Source organism: Streptomyces sp. PsTaAH-137 (assembly GCF_003259365.1).
GTDB lineage: Bacteria > Actinomycetota > Actinomycetes > Streptomycetales > Streptomycetaceae > Streptomyces.
Map to the genome: position 1 here is coordinate 295,695 of NZ_QLLY01000006.1, position 21,318 is coordinate 317,012.

A 21,318-nucleotide genomic window follows, 5' to 3' on the forward strand; every position below is an offset into this window, starting at 1 on the left:
TCAGTAGCGGCGCGTGATCAGCGCGCGCTTCACTTCCTGGATCGCCTTGGTGACCTCGATGCCACGCGGGCAGGCGTCCGTGCAGTTGAAGGTGGTGCGGCAACGCCACACACCGTCACGGTCGTTGAGGATCTCCAGGCGCTGCTCCCCGGCCTCGTCACGCGAGTCGAAGATGAAGCGGTGGGCGTTCACGATCGCGGCAGGACCGAAGTACTGGCCGTCGTTCCAGAACACCGGGCAGGACGACGTGCACGCGGCGCACAGGATGCACTTGGTGGTGTCGTCGAAGCGCTCACGGTCCTCGGCGGACTGAAGGCGCTCACGCGTCGGCTCGTTCCCCTTGGTGACCAGGAACGGCATGACGTCCCGGTACGCCTGGAAGAACGGGTCCATGTCGACCACGAGGTCCTTCAGCACGGTGAGGCCCTTGATGGCCTCGACCGTGATCGGCTTCTCGGGGTTGATGTCCTTGATGAGCGTCTTGCAGGCAAGGCGGTTCTTGCCGTTGATGCGCATCGCGTCGGACCCGCAGATGCCGTGCGCGCAGGACCGGCGGAAGGTCAGCGACCCGTCCAGGTCCCACTTGATCTTGTGGAGGGCGTCGAGGACACGCTCCTTGGGGTCGATGTCCAGCTGGAAATCTTCCCAGGTCGACTCGGCCGAGACCTCCGGGTTGAACCGGCGGATCCGGAAGGTGACCGTGATGAGGTGCGAGCCGTTGTCCGCCTCGAGCGCCTCGAGCTTGTCCATGGTCGGAGTAGCCATCAGTACTTACGCTCCATCGGCTGGTAGCGGGTCTGGACGACCGGCTTGTAGTCGAGACGGATCGTCTCCGTGCCGTCGTCGCCGACCTCGCGGTACGCCATGGTGTGGCGCATGAAGTTGACGTCGTCGCGGTTCGGGAAGTCCTCGCGGTAGTGACCGCCGCGGGACTCCTTGCGGGCGAGCGCGCTGGTCGCCATGACCTCGGCCAGGTCGAGCAGGTTGCCCAGCTCGATGGCCTCCAGGAGGTCGGTGTTGAAGCGCCGGCCCTTGTCCTGGATCGAGACGTTCAGGTAACGCTCGCGCAGCTCGGCGATCTTCTCGACGGCCGTCTTGATCGTCTGCTCGGTGCGGAACACCATCACGTTGGCGTCCATGCACTCCTGCAGCTCGTTGCGCAGGACCGCGACGCGCTCGGTGCCCGTGGAGTCGCGCAGCCGCTCGACCTGAGCCTCCACCAGCGACGCCGGGTTCTCCGGCAGCTCGACGAACTGAGCCGTGTGGGAGTACTCGGCGGCCGCGATGCCCGCACGACGCCCGAAGACGTTGATGTCGAGCAGCGAGTTGGTGCCGAGGCGGTTGGCGCCGTGCACCGACACGCAGGCCACCTCACCGGCGGCGTACAGACCGGGGACGACGGTGGTGTTGTCCGCGAGGACCTCACCCTCGACGTTCGTCGGGATGCCGCCCATGGCGTAGTGCGCGGTCGGCTGGATCGGGATCGGGTCCGTGTAGGGCTCGATGCCGAGGTACGTGCGCGCGAACTCGGTGATGTCGGGCAGCTTGGCATCGAGCTGCTCCGGCGGGAGGTGCGTCAGGTCCAGGTAGACGTGGTCGCCCTCGGGGCCACACCCGCGACCCTCGCGGATCTCGGTGTAGATGGAGCGGGAGACGACGTCACGGGACGCGAGGTCCTTCATGACCGGCGCGTACTTCTCCATGAAGCGCTCGCCGTCCTTGTTGCGGAGGATGCCGCCCTCACCACGGGCGCCTTCCGTGAGAAGGATGCCCATGCGCCAGATGCCGGTCGGGTGGAACTGGAAGAACTCCATGTCCTCCAGCGGCAGCCCGCGCCGGTAGCACGCGGCCTGGCCGTCACCGGTCAGCGTGTGCGCGTTCGACGTCACCTTGAAGAACTTGCCGGTGCCGCCCGAGGCGTAGATGACCGACTTCGCCTGGAAGACGTGGATCTCGCCGGTGGCCAGCTCGTAGGCGACCACACCGGCGGACTTCTTGACGCCGTCCTCCTCGACGAGGAGCTGGTCCAGGACGTAGAACTCGTTGAAGAACTCCACGCCCTCCTTCACGCAGTTCTGGTACAGCGTCTGGAGGATCATGTGGCCCGTGCGGTCCGCGGCGTAGCAGGACCGGCGGACCGGCGCCTCGCCGTGGTTACGGGAGTGACCGCCGAAGCGGCGCTGGTCGATGGTGCCGTCCGGGGTGCGGTTGAACGGCAGGCCCATCTTCTCCAGGTCGAGGACCGAGTCGATGGCCTCCTTCGCCAGGATCTCGGCGGCGTCCTGGTCGACCAGGTAGTCGCCGCCCTTGATCGTGTCGAAGGTGTGCCACTCCCAGTTGTCCTCCTCCACGTTCGCCAGCGCGGCGGCCATGCCGCCCTGCGCGGCGCCCGTGTGGGAGCGGGTGGGGTACAGCTTGGTCAGCACGGCGGTGCGGCTGCGCTTCGTCGACTCGATGGCCGCGCGCATGCCCGCGCCGCCGGCGCCGACGATGACGGTGTCGTACTTGTGAATCTTCACGGTTTCGCTCGCCTCGGCTTTAACGGATGTTGGGGTCGAAGGTGAAGATCACCAGCGTGCCCAGCAGGACGGTGAAGACCGTCGCGGCGTACAGCAGGCCCTTCAGCCACATACGGGCGTTGGGGCGCTCGGCGTAGTCGTTGATGACGGTACGCAGGCCGTTGGCGCCGTGCAGCATCGCGAGCCACAGCATCAGCAGGTCCCAGCCCTGCCAGAACGGGGACGCCCAGCGGCCGGCCACGAAGGCGAAGCCGATCTTGGAGACGCCGCCGTCGAGCACGAGCTGGATCAGCAGGTGGCCGAGGACCAGGACGACCAGGACGACACCCGACAGGCGCATGAACAGCCAGGCGGCCATCTCGAAGTTGCCGCGCGTGGAGCGCGGGGTCTTCGAGGTGCGCTTGCGCGGGGCCTCGATGTACGGCGCGGGGTTGTCGACGTCGTAGAGCGAGACGCCCTCGACGGGGCCGACGCCGGAGGTGGCGGAGGTGGTGTCAGCGACTGAGTTGTTTGCAGACATGGTCTGGCCTCAGCTCCCGAAGAGTTCACGGACGGCGTGGCCGAGGACGGGGTACAGGGCCCCGACCATCAGGACGACCCAGATGCCCACGACGGTCCAGAGCATCTGCTTCTGGTAGCGCGGGCCCTTCGACCAGAAGTCGACGGCGATGACACGCAGGCCGTTGAGCGCGTGGAAGAGGATGGCGGCGACGAGGCCGTACTCCAGCAGCGCGACGATCGGCGTCTTGTAGGTGGAGACAACATCGTCGTACGCCTCGGGGGAGACGCGGACGAGAGCGGTGTCCAGGACGTGTACGAACAGGAAGAAGAAAATGAGGACACCGGTGACTCGATGAGCCACCCACGACCACATGCCTTCCCGGCCGCGGTACAGCGTTCCAGCCGGCACGGAAGAACCCTCCGGGAGCGGGGACTGAGGGCCGCGCCGGCTTCGGTGTCGGTCGGGCCCGGCCGGGTACGGTCCACCGGCCGCTCGTCATCGTATCGACGAGTTGTCGGCTCGCTCGCCCGGGGGCCTCCGGTGTGATCAAACAGGCAATCAAACAGGCACGTACGGGCTATTGCCGACGCTTTGCCGCTCAGCTGTACGGTCCGCCGCCGCCGGGGCCGCCGCGGGATGCGGGCGCTCCTGGACGCTCAGCAGATCCGGGAAGTTCCGGACCAGGCGGACGATGCGCCCCCGGGCGAGTCGCCGCAGCTCGTCGGCGGCGAGCACCCGCTCCTCCTCCCGGTCGTTGCCCAGGCGGTCGCGCAGGGCGCTGAGCAGGTGGTCGAGGGCCTCGTCGGGCGCCGTGTCGTCCAGGCAGACGACGAAGGCGTGCCCGAAGCGGTCCTGGTAGGCGGCGTGCGCCGCGGCGAGCGCGGTGTGCGCGGCCGAGTAGACGGCGGCGACCGGCGGCAGCGGCAGGCTCTCGCGGACCAGCGCCTCGGTGATGTCGGCGGGCCTGAGGTCGTACGACGCCTCGTCGGCCGCCGCGAGCAGCGCGTCGAGGTCCGGGTACGGGCGGTGCGCGGCGAGCCGCTGCGCCCAGGCGCGGCTGGCGCAGCAGGTGTGCAGGGCCTGTTCGGCGGCGTGCCGCGGCAGCGCGTTGAGCCTGGTGAGTCCCTCGTGCGGTGTGACCTGCGCCGGTATGGGCAGGCGGTCGGGGCCGAGAGGGGGGCGGTGCGCGGACAGCGGGTGCCTCCGGCGGCTGGGATCGGCGGTGCGGGGTGCTCCGGCCATTCTGATGACTGCTTCGGTCATTCTGACGGCGCGGCGCCTCATCGGGTTGTGCGATGAAGCGGAGTTTGTTTGTGGCGTAACGCTAACGAGGCTTGATTGCGAGTGTCCGACGGATGCGCGAATTTCACCCGGACGGGGAGTTTGATGGCTTGAAGTGGACGGGCGAGGTCCCCGTCGGTCTGCGCCCGCGCGCCGTGGCGCCCACGATGAGTCTGCGACCGCGGGCCGAGAACGGCCGGTCGCGCAGTTCCCCGCGCCCCTTCGGGGCGCAGATCGGAGCCGGGTTGTATGGGCAGTGAGCGAAAGGTCCTCGTGGGGGCGGCCGTGGTGGTGGCCGCCGGAGTCGTCGGGGCTGTGCTGCTGTGGCCGGACGGGGACGACGCGGGCGGGACGGCCGCGCGGGAGTCCTCCGCGGCCCCGTCGTCCCCGTCGCCCAGCCGGTCCTATCCGCTCTCCACGCCCCCGCGCACGATCCCCGCGGTGCGGGACTTCACTCCGGCGCACGGGCCCGGCTGGAAGCCGGACGGCGGGCGGGTCGTCGTGCGCGACGGCGCGCTGGCCGACGAGGGGCGGCTGATCGCCGGCGAGCTGGACCTGACGTACGCGGGCGAGGACGCGCAGGCGGGCCCGGGCGATGTGGAGCTGGCCCTCGGCGGGGCGTCCGGCGCGGGCGCGGAGTCGTACCGGATGACCGTCGCGGACGGCACGGTGCGGATCGTCGCGCCGCGGGACACCGGCGTCTTCTACGGCACGCGCACCCTCAAGCAGGAGGTGCACGACGGGGGCACCGCGCCCGAGGGCGTCGTCGCGGACGAGCCGGCCAAGCCGCAGCGCGGGTTCAGCCTCGACATGGCGCGCAAGCACTTCTCGGCCGCCTGGATCAAGGACCGGGTCCGGGAGCTCGGCGACCTGAAGTTCAACCAGCTCGGGCTGCACTTCTCCGACGACCAGTCCTTCAGCATCGAGTCCGACTCGCACCCCGAGATCGTCTCCTCCGAGCACCTGACCAAGGCGCAGGTGCGGGAGATCCTGGCGCTCGCCGAGCAGCGGCACGTCACCGTCGTGCCGGAGATCGACTCGCCGGGGCACCTGGGCGCCGTCATCAAGGCCCACCCCGACCTCCAGCTGCGCGACGTGGGCGGGGTGGCCACGCGCGGCGCCATCGACATCTCCGAGCCGGCCGCGGCCGACATCGTCGACGACCTCCTGAAGGAGTACGCGGGCCTGTTCAAGGGCGCCTACTGGCATCTGGGCGGCGACGAGTACCAGGCGCTGACGCGGACGAACCCGGAGGCGTCCTTCCCGCAGCTGGCACGCGCCGCACGCCAGAAGTACGGGGCGAACGCGCGCGTCCAGGACCTCGCCCAGGGCTGGCTGAACGACCGCGCCGCGACCATGAAGCCCTTCGACCGCCGCCTGAAGGCGTGGAACGACGGGTTCTTCACCGGCGGGGTCGTCGAGGCGGACAAGAAGCTGGAGGTCGCGTACTGGACGGGCAAGGAGATCGGGGCGCGCGACCCCGTCTCCTATCTGAGCGCCGGACGGAAGCTGACCAACTACAACGACGAGTACCTCTACTACGTCCTCGGCCAGCCCAACACCTTCGTCTATCCGACGGGGGAGCGGATCTACGAGAGCTGGACCCCGCTGGTGGTGCGCGGCACCCGCCCGGTCCCCGAGAAGTACGACGACCAGATCCTCGGCGGCTCCTTCGCCGTCTGGTGCGACCTCGCGCAGTCGCAGACGCAGGAGCAGGTCGCGCGGGGCATCAGGATGCCGCTGCGGGCCACGGTGCAGAAGCTGTGGGACGCGGACAGGCCCGAGCTGACCTGGACGCAGTTCAAGGAGTTGGCCGACCGGCTCGACGGCTGAGGGGCAGGCTGTCCCAGTTTGCGTTTCCGGTGGCGAAGTCCCGTACGCCTGTGGTGTATTCGGCCCGGGCCGCGATGAACACCGGGACGGGGGCACGGGCATGGGCTACTGGGGCTACTACGTGGTGGCCAGAAGCGAACGACCGCTCAAGGAACTGGACGCGCTGGGCGGGGTCCGCGACGCGCTGACGCTCCTGGAGGAGCGGGCCGGGGGCTGGCAGGTGTGGGAGTGCCCGGGCGGCGGGGCCGACGGGGAGCAGGCGCCGGATCCCGGCGGCATGAACACCCTCGCCGCCGAGACGGGCGCGCCCGCGCTGTTCGCCTACGTCATGGACAGCCGGTGCGCCGTGGTGGAGGCCGCCGCGCCGAGCGGCGGGGCCTGGACGACCTGTCTGGGCCGGACCGCGATGGCGCGGTACATCGGCGGTGACGAGCGCGCCCTGGAGGACTACTTCCTGCCGCCGGGCGACGCCGCCGAGCGTGCCGTCGCCTGGGCCGGCGAGGGCGGGCGGACCGTCGAGCGCGGGCCGCTGCTCGATGTGCTGCGGGCCCAGGCCGAGCCGTCGGCGGAGGAGCTGTTCTTTCGGTTCCTCGACCGGCTCGGCGTCGTCGCGATGTGACGTTTCGCCGCGGCACGTGGCCCGGACCCGGCCGCCCCCTCAACGGCCGGGGCCGCGCCCGTGGGAGGTAGTGAGTAACCCATGCGCCGCGCGCGGCGCAAGCAAGGGCGCAAATCGGGCGGGCACGGAACGGCCCCCCTCTCCGCGGAGATTCCGCGCAGAGGGGGGCCGCTTCGTGCGGTGCGGTTACGGCGCCAGGTTGGTGCCCAGGCGGGCGCCGGCCGGGGAGCCGATCTGCGTCACGCCGTAGTACTTGGCGGTCGACAGGCCGAGGCCGCTGCTGTTGCTCGGGACGTAGAGCAGCGTGCCGTTGCCCGTGTCCTCGCCCGCGACGCCGAGCACCAGGTCGGCGCGGCCGTAGCCGGACAGGTCGGCGAGCGCCGCCGCCGAGCCGAGGTTGTCGTTCGTCTCGGTCGAGCCGGGGACGCCGGGCTCGTCCTGCGAGACGGCGATCGCGCCCGTGCCGGTCAGGCCGGACGAGGAGCCCTTCAGGAGCAGCGACGTACCGGCGTTGGACTGGTTCTTGCCGCTGCGGGTGATGTCCTCGTTCGGGGCGCCGGTGAGGACGTCCGCGTAGCCGTCGGCGTTGTAGTCGCCGACCGCGACCGAGGCGCCCATGGCGTCACCGGACTCGGAGGCGCCGGGGACGCCGCTGGTGGACTGGTGGACCGTCGTGACCTTCGTGCCGAGGCCGGTGCTCGCCGCGCCGTAGACCGCGGTGACCTGGCCGCCGGAGTGCGCGGCCGACTCGGAGGTGTACGGCTGGCCGATGACGATGTCGTCGACGCCGTCGCCGTTGAGGTCGCCGGAGGCTATGGAGCGGCCGCCCTTGACCGTGAGCGTCGCGGCCTTGCGCAGACCGCCTGCGCCGCCCTTGTACCAGACGACCTTGCCGAGGCTCGCGCCGTCGCGGTAGTTGAGGGCGACGTCCGCGTAGCCGTCCCGGTTGAAGTCGCCGGACGTGGCGTCCAGGTAGGACAGGTTGTCCTCGGAGGTGGTGACCATGGAGTCGCTGTCCCAGCCGTCGCCGTACCGGGCCGACCAGGTGCCGCCGAAGCCGCTGGAGGCGGCGAAGACGTCGGCCGTGCCGTCCGCGTTGAAGTCGCCGACCGCGACGGCCGAGCCGAACCGGGCGCCCGACAGGTCGTAGCTCGCGTCGAGGTTCACGCCGGTGCCGGTGGTGAAGCCGGGGCCGTACACGATGGTGTAGGCGCCGCGGTCCTTGTGACCCGTGGTGTCGTCCTCGCCGGGCTGGCCGACGACGAGGTCGGTGTAGCCGTCGCCGTTGACGTCACCGGTCGCGGTGGACGCGCCGAACTCGTCGCCGCTCTCGCCCGCGCCCGGGATGTCCCCGGTGGACTGCGAGATCAGCAGCTTGCCGGTGGTCGTCGGGCCGGCGGTGGCGCCCGGGACGATGGCGACCTGGCCGCCGCTCGCGCCCTTCGGGACGCCCGCGACGAGGTCGGTGGTGGCGTCGCCGGTCAGGTTCTGCGAGGGCAGCGCGTGGGAGATGCCGGGGGCCGCCGCCTGCGTGGCGATGCGGCTCAGCTTCGGGTACAGGTTCGCGCCGGGGCAGAGCGTCGAGTTGGTGTCCTTGTGGCCGAAGACGCGGGGCAGCGTGATGGTCTGGCCCAGCGGGACCTTGTTGCCGTCCGTGCCGAGATCGCCGTTGGACGTCAGGGTCACCTTGTCGGTCGGCACGATGCCGTACTGGCCGAACTTCCAGGCGACGACCCGGGAGATCGCGTCGAGCGCGGCCTTGGTGGGCTTCGCAGTCTCGAAGTTGCCGATGTAGGAGATGCCGACGGTGTCGGTGTTGAAGCCGTAGTCGTGGGCGCCGTGGACCGGCAGGTCCATGCCGCCGCTGCGGCCCTCGAAGATCTGGCCGCAGCGGTCGACGACGAAGTTGTAGCCGATGTCGTAGTAGCCCTTGGCGATGTGCTCCTGCTGGATCTCGCGCAGCCGCTTGGCGGACTGGGAGCAGGGCACCGCGTTGTCGGAGTCGACGCCGGTGTGGTGGACGACGGCGGCCTTGATCTCCGTGTCGTACGTGGGCGTGCCGTCGTAGTTGGTGCCGGCGCCCCACTGCTTCTGCGTGATGATGTGCGGCTTGACGACCGTCGACGGGAGGGGCGCGGGCGGCGTCTGCGGCGCGGAGGTGGTGGGCGCGGCGGAGGTCGTGGCGGCCTTCGGGTCGTCCGAGGCCGGGGCCGAGCTCTCCGGAGCGGAGGACTCGGGAGCCGTCGAGACCGAGGGGTCCGGGGACTCGGCGACGGCCGGGGGCGTCGTCTCCTCGGAGTACGCGGCCGGCTCGATGCCGGTGCCCTTGGCGGAGCCGGTGCCCGCGTCGATCAGCTTGACGTTCATGCCGGAGGGCAGGCCGGACGCCTCGCCGTCGGCGTCGACCACCCGCACCTCGACGCCGTCCGCGTCGGCCTTCGTCGGCACGGACGCGGTGCCGCCGCGCAGGGCGGCCCGCTCGCGCTCGGCGCCGTCCGCGTCGATGGTCTCCTTCGGCAGCGTCGTCCACGCGCTCCAGTCGCCCGACTCCGCGTCGCGCGAGCGGAACTGGGCCGCGCCGTCGAGCTTGTCCTCGGGGTCGCTCCAGGTCACCGTCACCGCGCTGAACAGCTGCGTCGACTTCTGCGGCACGACCTTGCGGTCGTCCTTCGTCTGCATGCTCACGGTGTGCACGGCCGCGGCCCGGTGCGCGGGCACGCCGTCGGCGGTGGTCCCCGGGTCGGCCATCGCGTACGTCACCACGCCGGCGCCGCCGAGCACGACCGCACCGGCCGTGATCCAGACCCTGCCCCTGAGACTCAGCGGCTTGTACGCGTGCGCGGCGCGTGTGTCCGGCGCCTTACCGCGCGAATGTCGCGGGCTCACTTGCCCCACCCCTTGAAGAAGTTCACCGAAGAAGTTCACACCTGCCCCGCGCGTCCCGCGGGTAGTTGTCCTATTCAGCGAAAGACCGCCGAGGAACGTCACCCGTTGTGCGGATGTGCCGTACGTCACTCGGCGGGACCGGGCATAAGAGCGGTGTAGGCATATGCCCAAGCCGGGTTAAAGCTCGCCAATCAGGCAGCCAAAGAATGTGTACAGCCTCGGTTTCCCCTCCCTCGCGTGGGTGAATTCACGCAGGTCAAGCGGGCATCCGGCGATCTAGGTTCGGGTCATGTCCTACACCTCCGCGCCCGTCCCCGCTCCGCTCCCCGCACCCGAGACCGCCCCCGTCGAGACCCTGTTCCCCCGTGAGGAGTCCCAGCCCCGCGCCGTCTACGACGCGATCCGCGACGAACTCCTCCTCGACGGCCGCAGCCGTCTGAACCTCGCCACCTTCGGCACCACCTGGATGGAGGACGAGGCCCGCCTCCTGATGACCGAGACGGCCGACAAGAACCTCGTCGACACCGAGGAGTACCCGCAGGTCGCGGACATGGAGGCGCGCTGCGTCCGGATGCTCGCCGACCTGTGGCACGCCCCCGACCCGGCCCGCGCCACCGGCTGCTCGACCACCGGGTCCAGCGAGGCCGCCATGCTCGCCGGACTCGCCCTCAAGCGGCGCTGGGAGCGGCGCCGCCGGGACGCCGGGCGCGACACCGAGCGGCCCAACATCGTCGCGGGCGCCAACGTCCAGGTCTGCTGGAAGAAGTTCTGCTCCTACTTCGACGTCGAGGCGCGGCTCGTCCCGCTCGCGCCCGGCCGCCTGCACCTCACCCCGGAGATGCTCGGCGAGTACTGCGACGAGCGCACCATCGGCGTGGTCGGCATCCTCGGCTCCACCTTCGACGGGTCGTACGAGCCGATCGCCGATCTGTGCCTCGCGCTCGACGGCATCGAGGCGGCCACCGGGCACGACATCCCCGTCCACGTCGACGGCGCGTCCGGCGCCCTGGTCGCCCCCTTCCTCGACCCCGACCTGCTCTGGGACTTCCAGCTCCCGCGCGTCGCCTCCATCAACACCTCGGGGCACAAGTACGGGCAGGTCTTCCCCGGGCTCGGCTGGGCGCTGTGGCGGGACGCGGCCGCGCTGCCCGCCGAACTCGTGCACCACGTCGACTACCTGGGCGGCGAGATGAACACCTTCTCGCTCACCTTCACCCGCCCCGCCTCCCACGTGGCCGCGCAGTACTACACCTTCCACCGCTACGGGCACGCCGGGCTGCGCCGCCTGCACCTGGAGTCCCGGCGCACCGCGCGCGGCCTCGCCGCCGGTATCGCCGACCTCGACCTCTTCGAACTCCTCAGTGACGGCGACGAGTTGCCCGCCTTCGCGTTCCGCCTCACCGACCGCGCCCACGCGCTCGGGCTGCACGAGCGCGGGATCGCGCTGGCGATGCGGGCCCGCGGCTGGCAGGTCCCGGCCTATCCGCTGCCGACCGGGATGACCGACACCTGGGTGCTCCGGGTGGTCGTCCGCACCGGGTTCACGCCCCGGCTCGCCGCGCTCTTCCTGGACGATCTGCGCAACGCGGCCCGCACGGTGATGCGGGCCACCGTCGACGTGCGGCTCCGGACGACCTGACGGCGCAAAAGGTTGTACGAATCCGCGCAACTTGTGGTGTGAGAAGCGACATGTGAGAAACCCGTGACGCCCGGGTCACGCTGTTCGCTGGGGCAGTTACCGAGCGAAACTGAGGGGGACTCACCATGCCACAGGGCGAGAATCCGACGGCCGCCGACATGAGACGGCACGCCACGGCGTTCGTCGCGCGCGTCGCCTCGTCACGCCTGCCGCTGGACCACTCCGTCGCCAGCCTGCGCGTCGTCGACTTCCTCATCGACGGACTGCGCAAGGGAACCCCGGAGCGCGAACGCCCGGACGCCGTCCTGTTCGCACTCGGCGCGTACGTGGGCGAGGTGCTGGTCCGGCGGGCCGGTGCGGTGTGGGTGGACCTCGACGCGCACCAGCGCGCCTACTTCGGGCAGCGCGTGGGCGTGCGGATGCCGGACGGCCGGGTGTGGAACCCGCTGGGCAAGGTCGTTAACCGCTACGAGGTCGGCCCCGAGGAGTCGCTGCGGACCTTCTATCTGACCCTGCCCGGCCGCACGGCGGGCCGGACCGCGGAATGCGCCCTGTGACACTTCTGTGCGAAGCGGCGCTGATCGACTCGGGGAACGTGGACGGCTGAGGCGCCGCTGTCCTGAGTGACGTACGAAGGAAAGCGGTTGGGGCAGGGAGGGGAGCCTCGTGGTACGCGTGAGTACGACGAGGAGCTGGGTGCCGCCGTCGCGCGGGCCCAGGAGGGCGACGAGAGCGCGTTCGCCGCTGCCTACCGGCTCGTCCAGCCCGGACTGCTCGGCTATCTGCGCGGGCTCGTCGGCGACGAGGCGGAGGACGTCGCCGCCGAGGCCTGGCTGGAGATAGCCCGGGACCTCGGACGGTTCCGCGGCGACGGCGCCGGGTTCCGCGGCTGGACCGCGACCATCGCCCGGTACCGCGCCCTCGACCTGCTGCGCCGGCAGAAGGTGCGGCCCCGCCCGTCCGGCACCGAGCAGGACGTCCTCGACCTGCCGGGCGCCCACAACACCGCCGAGCAGGCCATCGAGCTCCTCTCCACCGAACGCGCCCTCGCCCTCATCGCCCAACTGCCCCGGGACCAGGCCGAGGCGGTGCTCCTTCGGGTCGTCGTCGGCCTCGACGGGCCCGCCGCCGCCCGCGTCCTCGGCAAACGGCCCGGCGCCGTGCGCACGGCCGCGCACCGCGGACTGAAGCGGCTCGCCCGGCAGCTCTCGACCACAAGCGGAACGCGCGAGGGCACCCATGACGGCCCGGATGAGCTGGGGGAACCGGGTGAACCGAAGGACAAAGGGTGATGAGGTGTGACGGATGCCGTCCGCCGCACGCTGAGTGGGTCGAGATGACTGACGAACACGCGCAGACCCTGGGCGACGCGCTGGCCGCCGCGGTCCGGGCCCAGCAGCCGGCCGAAACGGCCGGGGAGCGCCTTGCGCTGGCCGCGTTCCGCGCCGCGCGGGACGCGGGTGCCCTCGCGGCGGCGCCCCGCCGCCGTGACGACTGGCGGCCCCAGAGCGCTGTGGAGCGGGCGAGAACAGGCTGAGAAGCCGCCCTGTGTACGGGACGGCCGAGGTCGCCACCCCCCACAGGAGAGACCCCGGCCGCCGCGCGGTACGGGTCGCGAGCGGCCCGTACTCCCTTCAGCGCCGAGGGTGCGTTTTCTGTCACACCCCGCTGTGTGCGCCATTGGTTGCCCGTTGTACAAACATGGACGCGGCGGCGTTTCAGGCCGTAGCGTTCTGATTCGCGCTGGGGGCGCACGAGACCAAGTGGGCAGGGACTGGGAGTGCTGGGGGACGACGCGGAGCTGACCGCCGCGGTACTTGCGGCACAGGACGGGGACGAGGCCGCGTTCCGGACTGTGTACCGCGCCGTGCATCCGAGGCTGCTCGGATATCTACGCACGCTCGTCGGCGAGCCCGACGCCGAGGACGTCGCGTCGGAGTCCTGGCTGCAGATCGCCCGGGACCTGGAGCGGTTCGAGGGCGATGCCGACCGGTTCCGCGGCTGGGCCGCGCGGATCGCGCGCAACCGCGCCCTGGACCACATACGCATGCGGGGACGCCGGCCCGCCATAGGCGGTGACGAGACCGAGCTCACCGGCAGACCCGCAGCATCCGACACCGCCGACGAGGCGATGGAGTCCCTTGCCACCGGCGACGCCCTGGCGCTGATCGCCCAGCTGCCCCAGGACCAGGCCGAGGCCGTCGTGCTGCGCGTCGTCGTCGGCCTGGACGCGAAGAGCGCCGCGCAGACCCTCGGCAAGCGGCCCGGAGCCGTCCGCACCGCCGCCCACCGCGGCCTGAAGCGGCTCGCGGAGCTCCTCGGCGCCGATGCTCCGGACCCCCCGGAGACCCCGAAAGAACCCGGAGCCCTCGTCGCGCTGCCGCAGCCGAGGAAACCGGGAACACGCACGGTGACGTCCGCCGGTGTGACGCAATCGCGTACGCGGACGCAGAAGGACATGTGATGGCCGACGAGCACGACAAGTGGCTGGACCGCGACGCGGCGGAGCGTGTGCTGCGCGGGGAGCCGCTGGAGGCCGTCGACGACCACGACGCGCGACGGGCCGGCCGGCTGACCGGGACGCTGGACGCGCTGAGCGCGCTCCCGTCCCGCCCCGGTGGTGAACTCCCGGGCGAGGAAGCCGCGTTGAAGGCGTTCCGCGAGGCCCGCGCCGAGTCCGCGGTGGACGCGGCCGTGACCTCCGTGACCTCTGTGGGGGCCGTCGCCGGCTCCGGACGGCACCGCGCGGGCGCCGCCGTCACCCCGCCGGGGACCAGGCTGTGGGGCCGCCCGGTGCGCTTCGGGCTCGTCGCGGCCGTCGCCGCGTGCATGGTCGGCGGAGTCGCCGTCGCCGCCGGGACCGGGGTGCTGCCCTCGCCGTTCGGCGACCGGAACGAGCCGGTGCCGGCCTCCTCGATCTCCGCCGCCGGCTCCGAGCAGCCGCTCTCCACGGCATCCCCGAGCCCCACCGTCGGCGGCGCCGAGACGCCCGAGGGCTCGGTGCGCCCCGGCAGCGGCTCCACCGCACCGGACCGCACGGAACCGTCCCCGAAGAGCACGGGCACCTCGCAGGCCCCGGTGCCCCGGCCGACCGACAAGGGCACGCTCTCCGAGACGCTGCGCCGCGAACTCACCCAGGGCTGCGTCAAGTACCGCACCGGGCGGCTGACCTCCCAGGAGAGACAGCGCCTGCGGGACTCGGCGGAGGGGTACGGCCGGGGCCCCTCCGACATCGCCAGAATCTGCGACCGGGTCCTCGGCGACAGCGGCGACCACGGCGACGGTGACGACGAGGACCACGGCTCCGGGTCCGAGGGGCACAACGGCGTCCAGGACGGCGACGACGACAGCGAGGGCAACGGGTCCGGCAACGGCTACGGCGACGGCGACGGCTACGGATTCGGCAACAACAGCATCCACACCGACAGCACCGGACACGGCCGCGGCGACGACAAGGTCGGCTACTACACCGTCAAGCCCGGCACGGGCCCGAGCGCGAGCCAGTCCTACAGCGCCGCGCCGCAGCTCCCCTCCGCCTCGCCCTCACCGTCCGCCTCAGACGGCGTCGAAACGCGCTGACCTGCGAAAACGCGGTCGCTCATCTCTCCCGAAAACTTCTCGTAGAAAAATCTACGCAACGGGTGTGACGTTTTCGGGGCCAGTGACGCAGTACTGAGTGAGCCGACTGGTCATCGGCCGCGCACGAGCCGGGGTTCCCCCCGTACCTTCGGCTCAGTGCCACTGGCGTGGGTGGGACACGTTCCCCCGGTCCCACCCACGCCGCTCGAACTCCCGCCGTCACCAGTAGACGACGACCTTGTCGCCGGCTCGGACCTGGTCGAACAGGCTCGCGATCTTCGCCTTGTCCCTGACGTTCACACAGCCGTGCGAGGCTCCGGCGTAACCGCGGGCCGCGAAGTCCGACGAGTAGTGCACCGCCTGGCCGCCGCTGAAGAACATCGCGTACGGCATGGGCGTGTGGTAGATCGTCGAGACGTGGTCCCGGGACTTGAAGTCCACGTGGAAGACGCCCTCGCGCGTCGGCGTGTACTGGGACCCGAACCGCACGTCCGTCGTCATCAGCCGCTTGCCGTCGATCATCCACGACAGGGTCCTGCTGGTCTTGCTGATGCACAGCACCCGGCCCGTCATGCAGCGCGGGTCGGGCTTCGCCGCGGGCTGACCGCCGGACGCGTACAGCTCGTCCCGGGTCGGCTCGTGGGTCATCCTCAGCAGCCGCTGCCAGGTCACGGTGTCGGTCGTCCCGGTGCGCTTCAGCCCGCGCTTGCCCTGGAACCCCTCGACCGCCTTGACCGTCGCGGGTCCGTACGTCCCCGTCGGCCCGTCGAACAGCCAGGCCACCTGCCGCAGCCGCGCCTGCAACTCCCGCACTTCCTGCCCCTTGTCCCCGGCGGCCCACAGCGCCTTGCCCGGCTCCGGAGGCGCGGTGGCGGAAGAGGACGCCGAGCCGGGGGCGGACGGCTTGGCGTCGTCGCCCGAGGCCGAGGCCGGGGGAGCCGTGGACTTCGACGCCGACGGGGCCGCGGACCGGGGCGCCGACGACGGCGCGGCCGAACCGCCCTCGACCGCCACCGCCTTGCAGCCGCCGACCAGGGCCAGCACCCCGGTGACGGCGAGAGCGCTCCGTATGACAGCTGTCCGCATGATGTCCCCCGTCAGTCGCGTCGTTCCCTTGTGTCTCTACTGATGCTTCCCGGCGCCGAAACGTTGCGAACTGCCACTACAGTCCGTCCCGAGGGTCGATGACTACTGGTAAGTAACCGCTGGAGGCACCACCATGGCGCGCGCATCCGAGTCCGGACTGCCCATCGAGCCGGTCTACGGCCCGTCGGATCTCGACGGCTGGGACCCGGAACAGAAGCTCGGCGAACCGGGCGGCTATCCCTTCACCCGCGGCGTCTACCCGACCATGTACACCGGCCGCCCGTGGACGATGCGCCAGTACGCGGGCTTCGGCACGGCCACCGAGTCCAACGCCCGCTACAAGCAGCTCATCGCCAACGGCACGACGGGCCTCTCGGTCGCCTTCGACCTGCCCACCCAGATGGGCCACGACAGCGACGCGGCCATCGCCTCGGGCGAGGTCGGCAAGGTCGGCGTCGCCATCGACTCGGTCGACGACATGCGGGTGCTCCTCGACGGCATCCCGCTGGACAAGGTGTCCACGTCGATGACGATCAACGCCCCCGCCGCCCTGCTGCTGCTCATGTACCAACTGGTCGGCGAGGAGCAGGGAGTGGCCGCCGGAGCCCTGACCGGCACCATCCAGAACGACGTGCTCAAGGAGTACATCGCCCGCGGCACCTACATCTTCCCGCCCAAGCCCTCCCTCCGGCTGATCGCGGACATCTTCAAGTACTGCCGGGCCGAGATCCCGAAGTGGAACACCATCTCGATCTCCGGCTACCACATGGCCGAGGCGGGGGCCTCGCCCGCGCAGGAGATCGCCTTCACCCTCGCCGACGGCATCGAGTACGTGCGCACCGCCGTCGCCGCCGGCATGGACGTCGACGACTTCGCCCCGCGCCTGTCCTTTTTCTTCGTGGCCCGCACGACGATCCTCGAAGAGGTCGCCAAGTTCCGCGCCGCGCGCCGCATCTGGGCCCGGGTGATGAAGGAGGAGTTCGGCGCCGAGAACCCCAAGTCGCTGATGCTCCGCTTCCACACCCAGACGGCCGGGGTGCAGCTGACCGCCCAGCAGCCGGAGGTGAACCTCGTCCGGGTCGCCGTCCAGGGCCTCGGCGCCGTCCTCGGCGGCACCCAGTCGCTGCACACCAACTCCTTCGACGAGGCCATCGCCCTGCCGACCGACAAGTCCGCCCGCCTCGCCCTGCGCACCCAGCAGGTCCTCGCCTACGAGACCGACGTCACCGCCACCGTCGACCCCTTCGCCGGGTCCTACGTCGTCGAGAGGATGACCGACGACGTGGAGGCCGCCGCCCTCGCCCTCATGGAGCGGGTCGAGGACATGGGCGGCGCGGTCGACGCGATCGAGCAGGGCTTCCAGAAGTCCGAGATCGAACGCTCCGCCTACCGCATCGCCCAGGAGACCGACTCCGGCGAGCGCGTCGTGGTCGGCGTCAACCGCTACCAGCTCGACGCGGAGGAGCCCTACGAACCGCTCCGCGTCGACCCCGCCATCGAGGCCCAGCAGGCCGAGCGCCTGGCGCGGCTGCGCGCCGAGCGGGACCAGAAGGCTGTGGACACCGCGCTGGCCGCCCTGAAGGAGGCCGCCGCCGACGAGACGAGCAATGTCCTGTACCCGATGAAGGACGCCCTGCGCGCCCGCGCCACGGTCGGCGAGGTCTGCGACGCGCTGCGTGGGGTGTGGGGCACGTACGTCCCCTCCGACACGTTCTGACCTGCGGTTCCTTGATCGTCTCCGTGATGTGGAACCCCGGCGCGGAGTGTCGTACCCATGTGCGACACTCCGGGCATGCTGGGTGTCATCGATCTTCCGACCTATCTCGCGGGCCTCGTCCTCATCGTCCTCCTCCCGGGGCCGAACTCGCTGTACGTGCTCTCCGTCGCCGCCCGCCGCGGCATACGCACCGGCTACAAGGCGGCCGCCGGAGTCTGGTGCGGCGACACCGTGCTGATGACCCTGTCCGCCGCCGGTGTCGCCTCCCTGCTCCAGGCCAACGACGTGATCTTCAGCATCGTGAAGTACGCGGGCGCCGGCTATCTCACCTGGCTCGCGATCGGCATGCTGCGGGCCGCCCTGTCGATGTGGCGCACCCGCCGCGAGCGGCTCGCCGCCGAGGTGTCCGGGGAGACGCCCGCGGAGGCCCAGGAGCGTCCGTTCCGCCGTGCCTTCGTGATCAGCCTCCTCAACCCCAAGGCGATCCTGTTTTTCATTGCCTTTTTTGTCCAGTTTGTGGACCCGTCTTATGCCTATCCGGCCGTCTCCTTCGTCGTCCTCGGCGCCTTCGCGCAGGTCGCGAGCGTGCTGTACCTCTCGGCCCTGATCTTCAGCGGCACCCGGCTCGCCGCCGCCTTCCGTCGCCGCAAGCGGCTGTCCGCCGGGGCCACCTCGGCCGCCGGGGTGCTGTTCCTCGGCTTCGCGGTGAAGCTGTCGCTGGCCAGCGTGTAAGCCCACGGTGAGCGTGGCTCGATCGAGTGATCCGAGGCGGATCTCCGGCGCCGCCGGTTACGCTCATGGAGTGTGACTCCCGAAGGAGGATGCCGTGGCTGCCGTACTGCACGAGATGACGATCGGTGAAGCTGTCGACCGTCTGTCCCAGGCACTGCCCAGGCACCGTGTGGAGGTCCTGAAGGGGAACATCGTCGTGACACCGCCGCCGGACGGGCCGCACCAGGAGACGCTGGACGAGCTTGGATACCTCTTCCGGCAGGTCGGAGGGCGAGACGCCGGGATCAAGGCGTTGGCCGGCATCGGCCTCTGGCTCGGCACCGGACCGGACGACCGTGCCGAGCCGGACTGGGCGATCGTCGAGACCGATTACAAGGACGCTCACGTCAAGCAGAACTACTACGCCGCGAACGTCTTCCGCCTCGTGCTCGAAGTAACCTCCTCCAACTGGGAGAACGACCTCATCACGAAGGTCGAGTCCTACGCCGCTGCACGCATCCCGGTCTACGTCGTCGCCGATCGCAAGCACGACCAGGTGGTGCTGTTCAGCGAGCCACTGGGCGAGTCCTACGGCGAGCGCACGGTCTACAAACGAGGTGAGACGGTTCCCGTGCCCAAGAGCGTCGGCGTGGCCCTTGAGCTTCCCGTCGAAGTGCTCCTCGACGGTGACGGCGACTGACCTCACCTCCCGGCCACGACCCCGGCCCGCGCCAGATACTCCGCCACCCCCTCCGCGCCGTCCCCGGCCCACCCCACATAGCCGTCAGGACGCACCAGGAAGACACCGGTGCCGTACGCCTCGTACGCGGGGACGGAGACGGTGCGGACCGACTCGCCGTCCAGCGTCGGCAGCCCGGCCGTCCCCACTCCGAGCAGCGTCCAGTGCGGTCCCCGGAAGGCGTCGAAGAGGCGGATCCCGCCGGGCCGGCCGTCCGGCGCCCGGTCGCCCGCCCGCAGCGCGTCCTCCGACAGCTCCGTGCGGGTCTCCACGGTCAGCGCCGACTCCCGGTAGCCGATGCCCAGTTGGCGCAGCTCGCCGCCGCGCCTGACCGGGGTCTCGGACCGGTGGATGCGGGTGCTGACGCCGAGGATGTCCGCCGCGACCGGTATCCGCTCCTCCTCATAGGTGTCCAGGAGTGACTCGGGGGCCCCGGCGAGCACGGCCGCCAGCTTCCACGACAGGTTGTACGCGTCCTGCACGCTCGTGTTCAGCCCCTGGCCGCCCGCCGGGGAGTGGATGTGCGCCGCGTCGCCCGCCAGGAAGACCCGGCCGGACCTGAAGCGGTCCGCGAGTGCCGCCCGCGCCCGGAAGTCCGAGGCCCAGAGCACCTCCGCGACGTGCTCCTCGCTGAGCACCGTACGGCTCGCGAGGAGCTTGGCCACGCCCGCCGGTGAGGTGTCGGGGAGCGCCGACTCGTCCGTGTACTGGGCGACGAGCTGGAAGACCCGGCCGCCGTCCGGCGACGGCAGCGGGCAGAACGCCACTGTGCCCTCCGGGGCCTTGGGCCACACGTGCCAGTGCGTGTCCGGGACCGGGGCGTCGTCCGTCACCCGCACGTCCGCGACCAGCATCGGCTTCGCGTCCACCGTCTCACCGGTCATGCCGATGCCGAGCAGCCCGCGGACCGTCGAGCGGCCGCCGTCCGCCGCCACCGCGTACCGCGCGCGGACCGTCGAGCCGTCGTCCAGCTCGGCCGTCACCCCGCTCGCGTCCTGAGCCAGGCCCGTCAGCCCCGCGCCGAAGCGGACCTCTCCGCCCAGCTCCCGCAGCCGTGCGTGCAGCACCTCCTGCGTGCGGGCCTGCGGGATCAGCCAGCCGTCGGGGAACGGGACCTGATCGCTCGGCTCGGAGCGCTCCATCATGTCCCACTCCTGGCCCGGCTCGGCGCCCTCCCACATCCGCATCGTCGGATACTCCGTGCCCGCCGCGCGGATCGCGTCCAGCACCCCCAGGTCGTACAGCACCTCCTGCGTGCGCGGCTGGAGCCCCTTGCCGCGCGACCCGGGGAACAGCCCGGCCGCCCGCTCCACCAGCAGGGCATCGACCCCGCGCCGCGCCAGATCCGCCGCCAGCACCAGGCCCGTCGGACCCGCGCCCACCACCAGTACGTCCGTCGTCGCCACCGCCATCACCCTCGCTCCTTAACGACGTTAAGTTTGATGTGTCGAGCATCGCCTTAACGGCGTTAAACTGTCAAGCGTGGCCGACGACAAGAACCCGAAAGACGTGAAGAACCCGAAAGATGCGAAGAAGCCCCGGCTCGACAAGGCGCAGGTCGCCGACACCGCGCTGGACCTGCTGAACGACGTAGGTCTGGAGGGCCTGACGCTCCGCGCCATCGCCAAGGAGCTGAACGTGCAGGCGCCCGCCCTGTACTGGCACTTCAAGAACAAGCAGGCGCTGCTCGACGAGATGGCGACCGTGATGTTCCGGCGCATGGTCGGAGCCGAGGAGGCGCACACGACCGTCGGCTATGAGCCGCACCGGCCCCACGGCCCCTGGCAGGAGTGGCTGATGCTCGGCAACCGGCAGCTCCGCGCCACGCTCCTGCGCTACCGCGACGGCGCCAAGGTGTTCAGCGGCTCACGGTTCACCGGGACCGACCACGGCCCCGAGATGGAGGCGAACCTGCGCTTCCTCACGGAGGCCGGGTTCACCGCCGACCAGGCCGCCTGGGCCAGCTCCACCACGTACATGTACACGCTCGGGTTCGTCACCGAGGAGCAGGGCATGCAGCAGCAGGCCCCGGACGCCCCACGGCCCGTGGACGTGGCGGAGCGGGCCGAGCTGCTCGCCGACTATCCGCTCGCGGCGGCCGCGGGGGAGCGCCTGTTCGCGGGCTACGACGAGCGGTTCGAGGAAGGGCTGCGGCTGATCGTCGCGGGGATCGAGGCGCGGTACGGGGTGCGCTGACGCGGCGCCCG

Annotated in this window: 20 protein-coding genes; 12 read left to right on the plus strand and 8 right to left on the minus strand. The window is 71.0% G+C overall.

Translation table 11 applies throughout. The features are described from left to right. The 5 genes from K377_RS15905 to K377_RS15925 form a co-directional block, all read right to left on the minus strand. Complete coding sequence (locus K377_RS15905) at positions 1–765, minus strand: succinate dehydrogenase iron-sulfur subunit (protein WP_111663979.1); 765 nt, start codon at positions 763–765, stop codon at positions 1–3. Next, on the minus strand, positions 765–2,519 hold the full coding sequence (gene sdhA, locus K377_RS15910; protein ID WP_111663980.1) for a succinate dehydrogenase flavoprotein subunit: 1,755 nt from the start codon (positions 2,517–2,519) through the stop codon (positions 765–767). Before sdhA ends, K377_RS15905 begins: the two co-directional genes overlap by 1 nt. Positions 2,520–2,538: 19 nt before the next feature. Then, positions 2,539–3,039, minus strand: coding sequence for a succinate dehydrogenase hydrophobic membrane anchor subunit (locus K377_RS15915; protein WP_111663981.1), 501 nt, complete (start codon positions 3,037–3,039; stop codon positions 2,539–2,541). 9 nt (positions 3,040–3,048) lie between these two features. Beyond that, positions 3,049–3,429: a succinate dehydrogenase, cytochrome b556 subunit gene (sdhC, locus tag K377_RS15920; protein WP_111663982.1), complete on the minus strand. Its 381-nt coding sequence runs from the start codon at positions 3,427–3,429 to the stop codon at positions 3,049–3,051. Between the two features lie 150 nt (positions 3,430–3,579). Then, positions 3,580–4,263, minus strand: a complete 684-nt coding sequence (locus K377_RS15925) for a 2-oxo-4-hydroxy-4-carboxy-5-ureidoimidazoline decarboxylase (protein ID WP_111663983.1) — start codon at positions 4,261–4,263, stop codon at positions 3,580–3,582. Between the two features lie 288 nt (positions 4,264–4,551). Between K377_RS15925 and K377_RS15935 the strand changes: the two genes are divergently transcribed. Together K377_RS15935 and K377_RS15940 are read left to right on the plus strand one after the other, a co-directional pair. Continuing rightward, positions 4,552–6,135 carry a glycoside hydrolase family 20 protein gene (locus K377_RS15935; RefSeq protein WP_111663985.1) on the plus strand — a complete coding sequence of 528 codons (1,584 nt, stop codon included), beginning with the start codon at positions 4,552–4,554 and terminating at the stop codon, positions 6,133–6,135. Between the two features lie 100 nt (positions 6,136–6,235). Next, positions 6,236–6,754: a hypothetical protein gene (locus K377_RS15940; protein ID WP_111663986.1), complete on the plus strand. Its 519-nt coding sequence runs from the start codon at positions 6,236–6,238 to the stop codon at positions 6,752–6,754. A 186-nt stretch (positions 6,755–6,940) separates the two neighbouring features. Here the strand turns inward: K377_RS15940 and K377_RS15945 are convergent, their stop codons facing one another. Continuing rightward, entirely contained in the window at positions 6,941–9,640 is a 2,700-nt protein-coding gene (locus K377_RS15945) for an N-acetylmuramoyl-L-alanine amidase (protein ID WP_258395047.1), read from the minus strand. 289 nt (positions 9,641–9,929) lie between these two features. Between K377_RS15945 and K377_RS15950 the strand changes: the two genes are divergently transcribed. From K377_RS15950 to K377_RS15975, 6 genes are all read left to right on the plus strand, one after another. Next, on the plus strand, positions 9,930–11,279 hold the full coding sequence (locus K377_RS15950) for a glutamate decarboxylase (protein ID WP_111663987.1): 1,350 nt from the start codon (positions 9,930–9,932) through the stop codon (positions 11,277–11,279). 125 nt (positions 11,280–11,404) lie between these two features. Beyond that, positions 11,405–11,836 (plus strand): hypothetical protein, encoded by a 432-nt coding sequence (locus K377_RS15955; protein WP_237551338.1) that lies wholly within the window; start codon positions 11,405–11,407, stop codon positions 11,834–11,836. A gap of 87 nt (positions 11,837–11,923) precedes the next feature. Next, a complete protein-coding gene (locus K377_RS15960) occupies positions 11,924–12,571 on the plus strand; it encodes an RNA polymerase sigma factor (RefSeq protein WP_111663988.1) in 648 nt (215 codons plus the stop codon). 44 nt (positions 12,572–12,615) lie between these two features. After that, complete coding sequence (locus tag K377_RS15965) at positions 12,616–12,816, plus strand: hypothetical protein (RefSeq protein ID WP_146614728.1); 201 nt, start codon at positions 12,616–12,618, stop codon at positions 12,814–12,816. Positions 12,817–13,059: 243 nt separating this feature from the next. Then, a complete protein-coding gene (locus K377_RS15970; protein ID WP_111663990.1) occupies positions 13,060–13,743 on the plus strand; it encodes an RNA polymerase sigma factor in 684 nt (227 codons plus the stop codon). Beyond that, complete coding sequence (locus tag K377_RS15975) at positions 13,743–14,858, plus strand: hypothetical protein (RefSeq protein ID WP_111663991.1); 1,116 nt, start codon at positions 13,743–13,745, stop codon at positions 14,856–14,858. The genes K377_RS15970 and K377_RS15975 overlap by 1 nt, the downstream gene beginning before the upstream one ends. 219 nt (positions 14,859–15,077) lie before the next feature. On the opposite strand, the gene K377_RS15980 is transcribed toward K377_RS15975, so the two are convergent. Continuing rightward, positions 15,078–15,944, minus strand: a complete 867-nt coding sequence (locus K377_RS15980) for a L,D-transpeptidase family protein (RefSeq protein WP_111663992.1) — start codon at positions 15,942–15,944, stop codon at positions 15,078–15,080. 133 nt (positions 15,945–16,077) lie between these two features. Between K377_RS15980 and K377_RS15985 the strand changes: the two genes are divergently transcribed. The 3 genes from K377_RS15985 (at position 16,078) to K377_RS15995 (ending at position 19,072) form a co-directional block, all read left to right on the plus strand. Next, positions 16,078–17,661: a methylmalonyl-CoA mutase gene (locus tag K377_RS15985; RefSeq protein WP_111663993.1), complete on the plus strand. Its 1,584-nt coding sequence runs from the start codon at positions 16,078–16,080 to the stop codon at positions 17,659–17,661. A gap of 75 nt (positions 17,662–17,736) precedes the next feature. Continuing rightward, positions 17,737–18,393 carry a leucine efflux protein LeuE gene (gene leuE, locus K377_RS15990; protein WP_111664195.1) on the plus strand — a complete coding sequence of 219 codons (657 nt, stop codon included), beginning with the start codon at positions 17,737–17,739 and terminating at the stop codon, positions 18,391–18,393. A 94-nt stretch (positions 18,394–18,487) separates the two neighbouring features. Beyond that, the gene (locus tag K377_RS15995; RefSeq protein ID WP_181512578.1) at positions 18,488–19,072 is read left to right on the plus strand and encodes a Uma2 family endonuclease; all 585 of its coding nucleotides are present in this window, start codon (positions 18,488–18,490) and stop codon (positions 19,070–19,072) included. Positions 19,073–19,074: 2 nt separating this feature from the next. On the opposite strand, the gene K377_RS16000 is transcribed toward K377_RS15995, so the two are convergent. After that, positions 19,075–20,523 (minus strand): FAD-dependent monooxygenase, encoded by a 1,449-nt coding sequence (locus K377_RS16000; RefSeq protein ID WP_111663994.1) that lies wholly within the window; start codon positions 20,521–20,523, stop codon positions 19,075–19,077. 70 nt (positions 20,524–20,593) lie between these two features. On the opposite strand from K377_RS16000, the gene K377_RS16005 reads away from it, so the two are divergent. Further along, positions 20,594–21,307: a TetR/AcrR family transcriptional regulator C-terminal domain-containing protein gene (locus tag K377_RS16005; RefSeq protein WP_111663995.1), complete on the plus strand. Its 714-nt coding sequence runs from the start codon at positions 20,594–20,596 to the stop codon at positions 21,305–21,307. Positions 21,308–21,318: the final 11 nt, after the last annotated feature.

Excerpts from the sequence above, each read along its gene's own strand:
- K377_RS15905 (WP_111663979.1), bottom strand. The coding sequence starts at position 765 with ATGGCTACTCCGACCATGGACAAGCTCGAGGCGCTCGAGGCGGACAAC.
- K377_RS15955 (WP_237551338.1), top strand. The coding sequence starts at position 11,405 with ATGCCACAGGGCGAGAATCCGACGGCCGCCGACATGAGACGGCACGCC.
- K377_RS15915 (WP_111663981.1), bottom strand. The coding sequence starts at position 3,039 with ATGTCTGCAAACAACTCAGTCGCTGACACCACCTCCGCCACCTCCGGC.
- leuE (WP_111664195.1), top strand. The coding sequence starts at position 17,737 with ATGCTGGGTGTCATCGATCTTCCGACCTATCTCGCGGGCCTCGTCCTC.
- K377_RS15940 (WP_111663986.1), top strand. The coding sequence starts at position 6,236 with ATGGGCTACTGGGGCTACTACGTGGTGGCCAGAAGCGAACGACCGCTC.
- K377_RS15925 (WP_111663983.1), bottom strand. The coding sequence starts at position 4,263 with ATGGCCGGAGCACCCCGCACCGCCGATCCCAGCCGCCGGAGGCACCCG.
- K377_RS15980 (WP_111663992.1), bottom strand. The coding sequence starts at position 15,944 with ATGCGGACAGCTGTCATACGGAGCGCTCTCGCCGTCACCGGGGTGCTG.
- K377_RS15985 (WP_111663993.1), top strand. The coding sequence starts at position 16,078 with ATGGCGCGCGCATCCGAGTCCGGACTGCCCATCGAGCCGGTCTACGGC.
- K377_RS15950 (WP_111663987.1), top strand. The coding sequence starts at position 9,930 with ATGTCCTACACCTCCGCGCCCGTCCCCGCTCCGCTCCCCGCACCCGAG.
- K377_RS16000 (WP_111663994.1), bottom strand. The coding sequence starts at position 20,523 with ATGGCGGTGGCGACGACGGACGTACTGGTGGTGGGCGCGGGTCCGACG.
- K377_RS15965 (WP_146614728.1), top strand. The coding sequence starts at position 12,616 with ATGACTGACGAACACGCGCAGACCCTGGGCGACGCGCTGGCCGCCGCG.
- K377_RS15935 (WP_111663985.1), top strand. The coding sequence starts at position 4,552 with ATGGGCAGTGAGCGAAAGGTCCTCGTGGGGGCGGCCGTGGTGGTGGCC.
- K377_RS15975 (WP_111663991.1), top strand. The coding sequence starts at position 13,743 with ATGGCCGACGAGCACGACAAGTGGCTGGACCGCGACGCGGCGGAGCGT.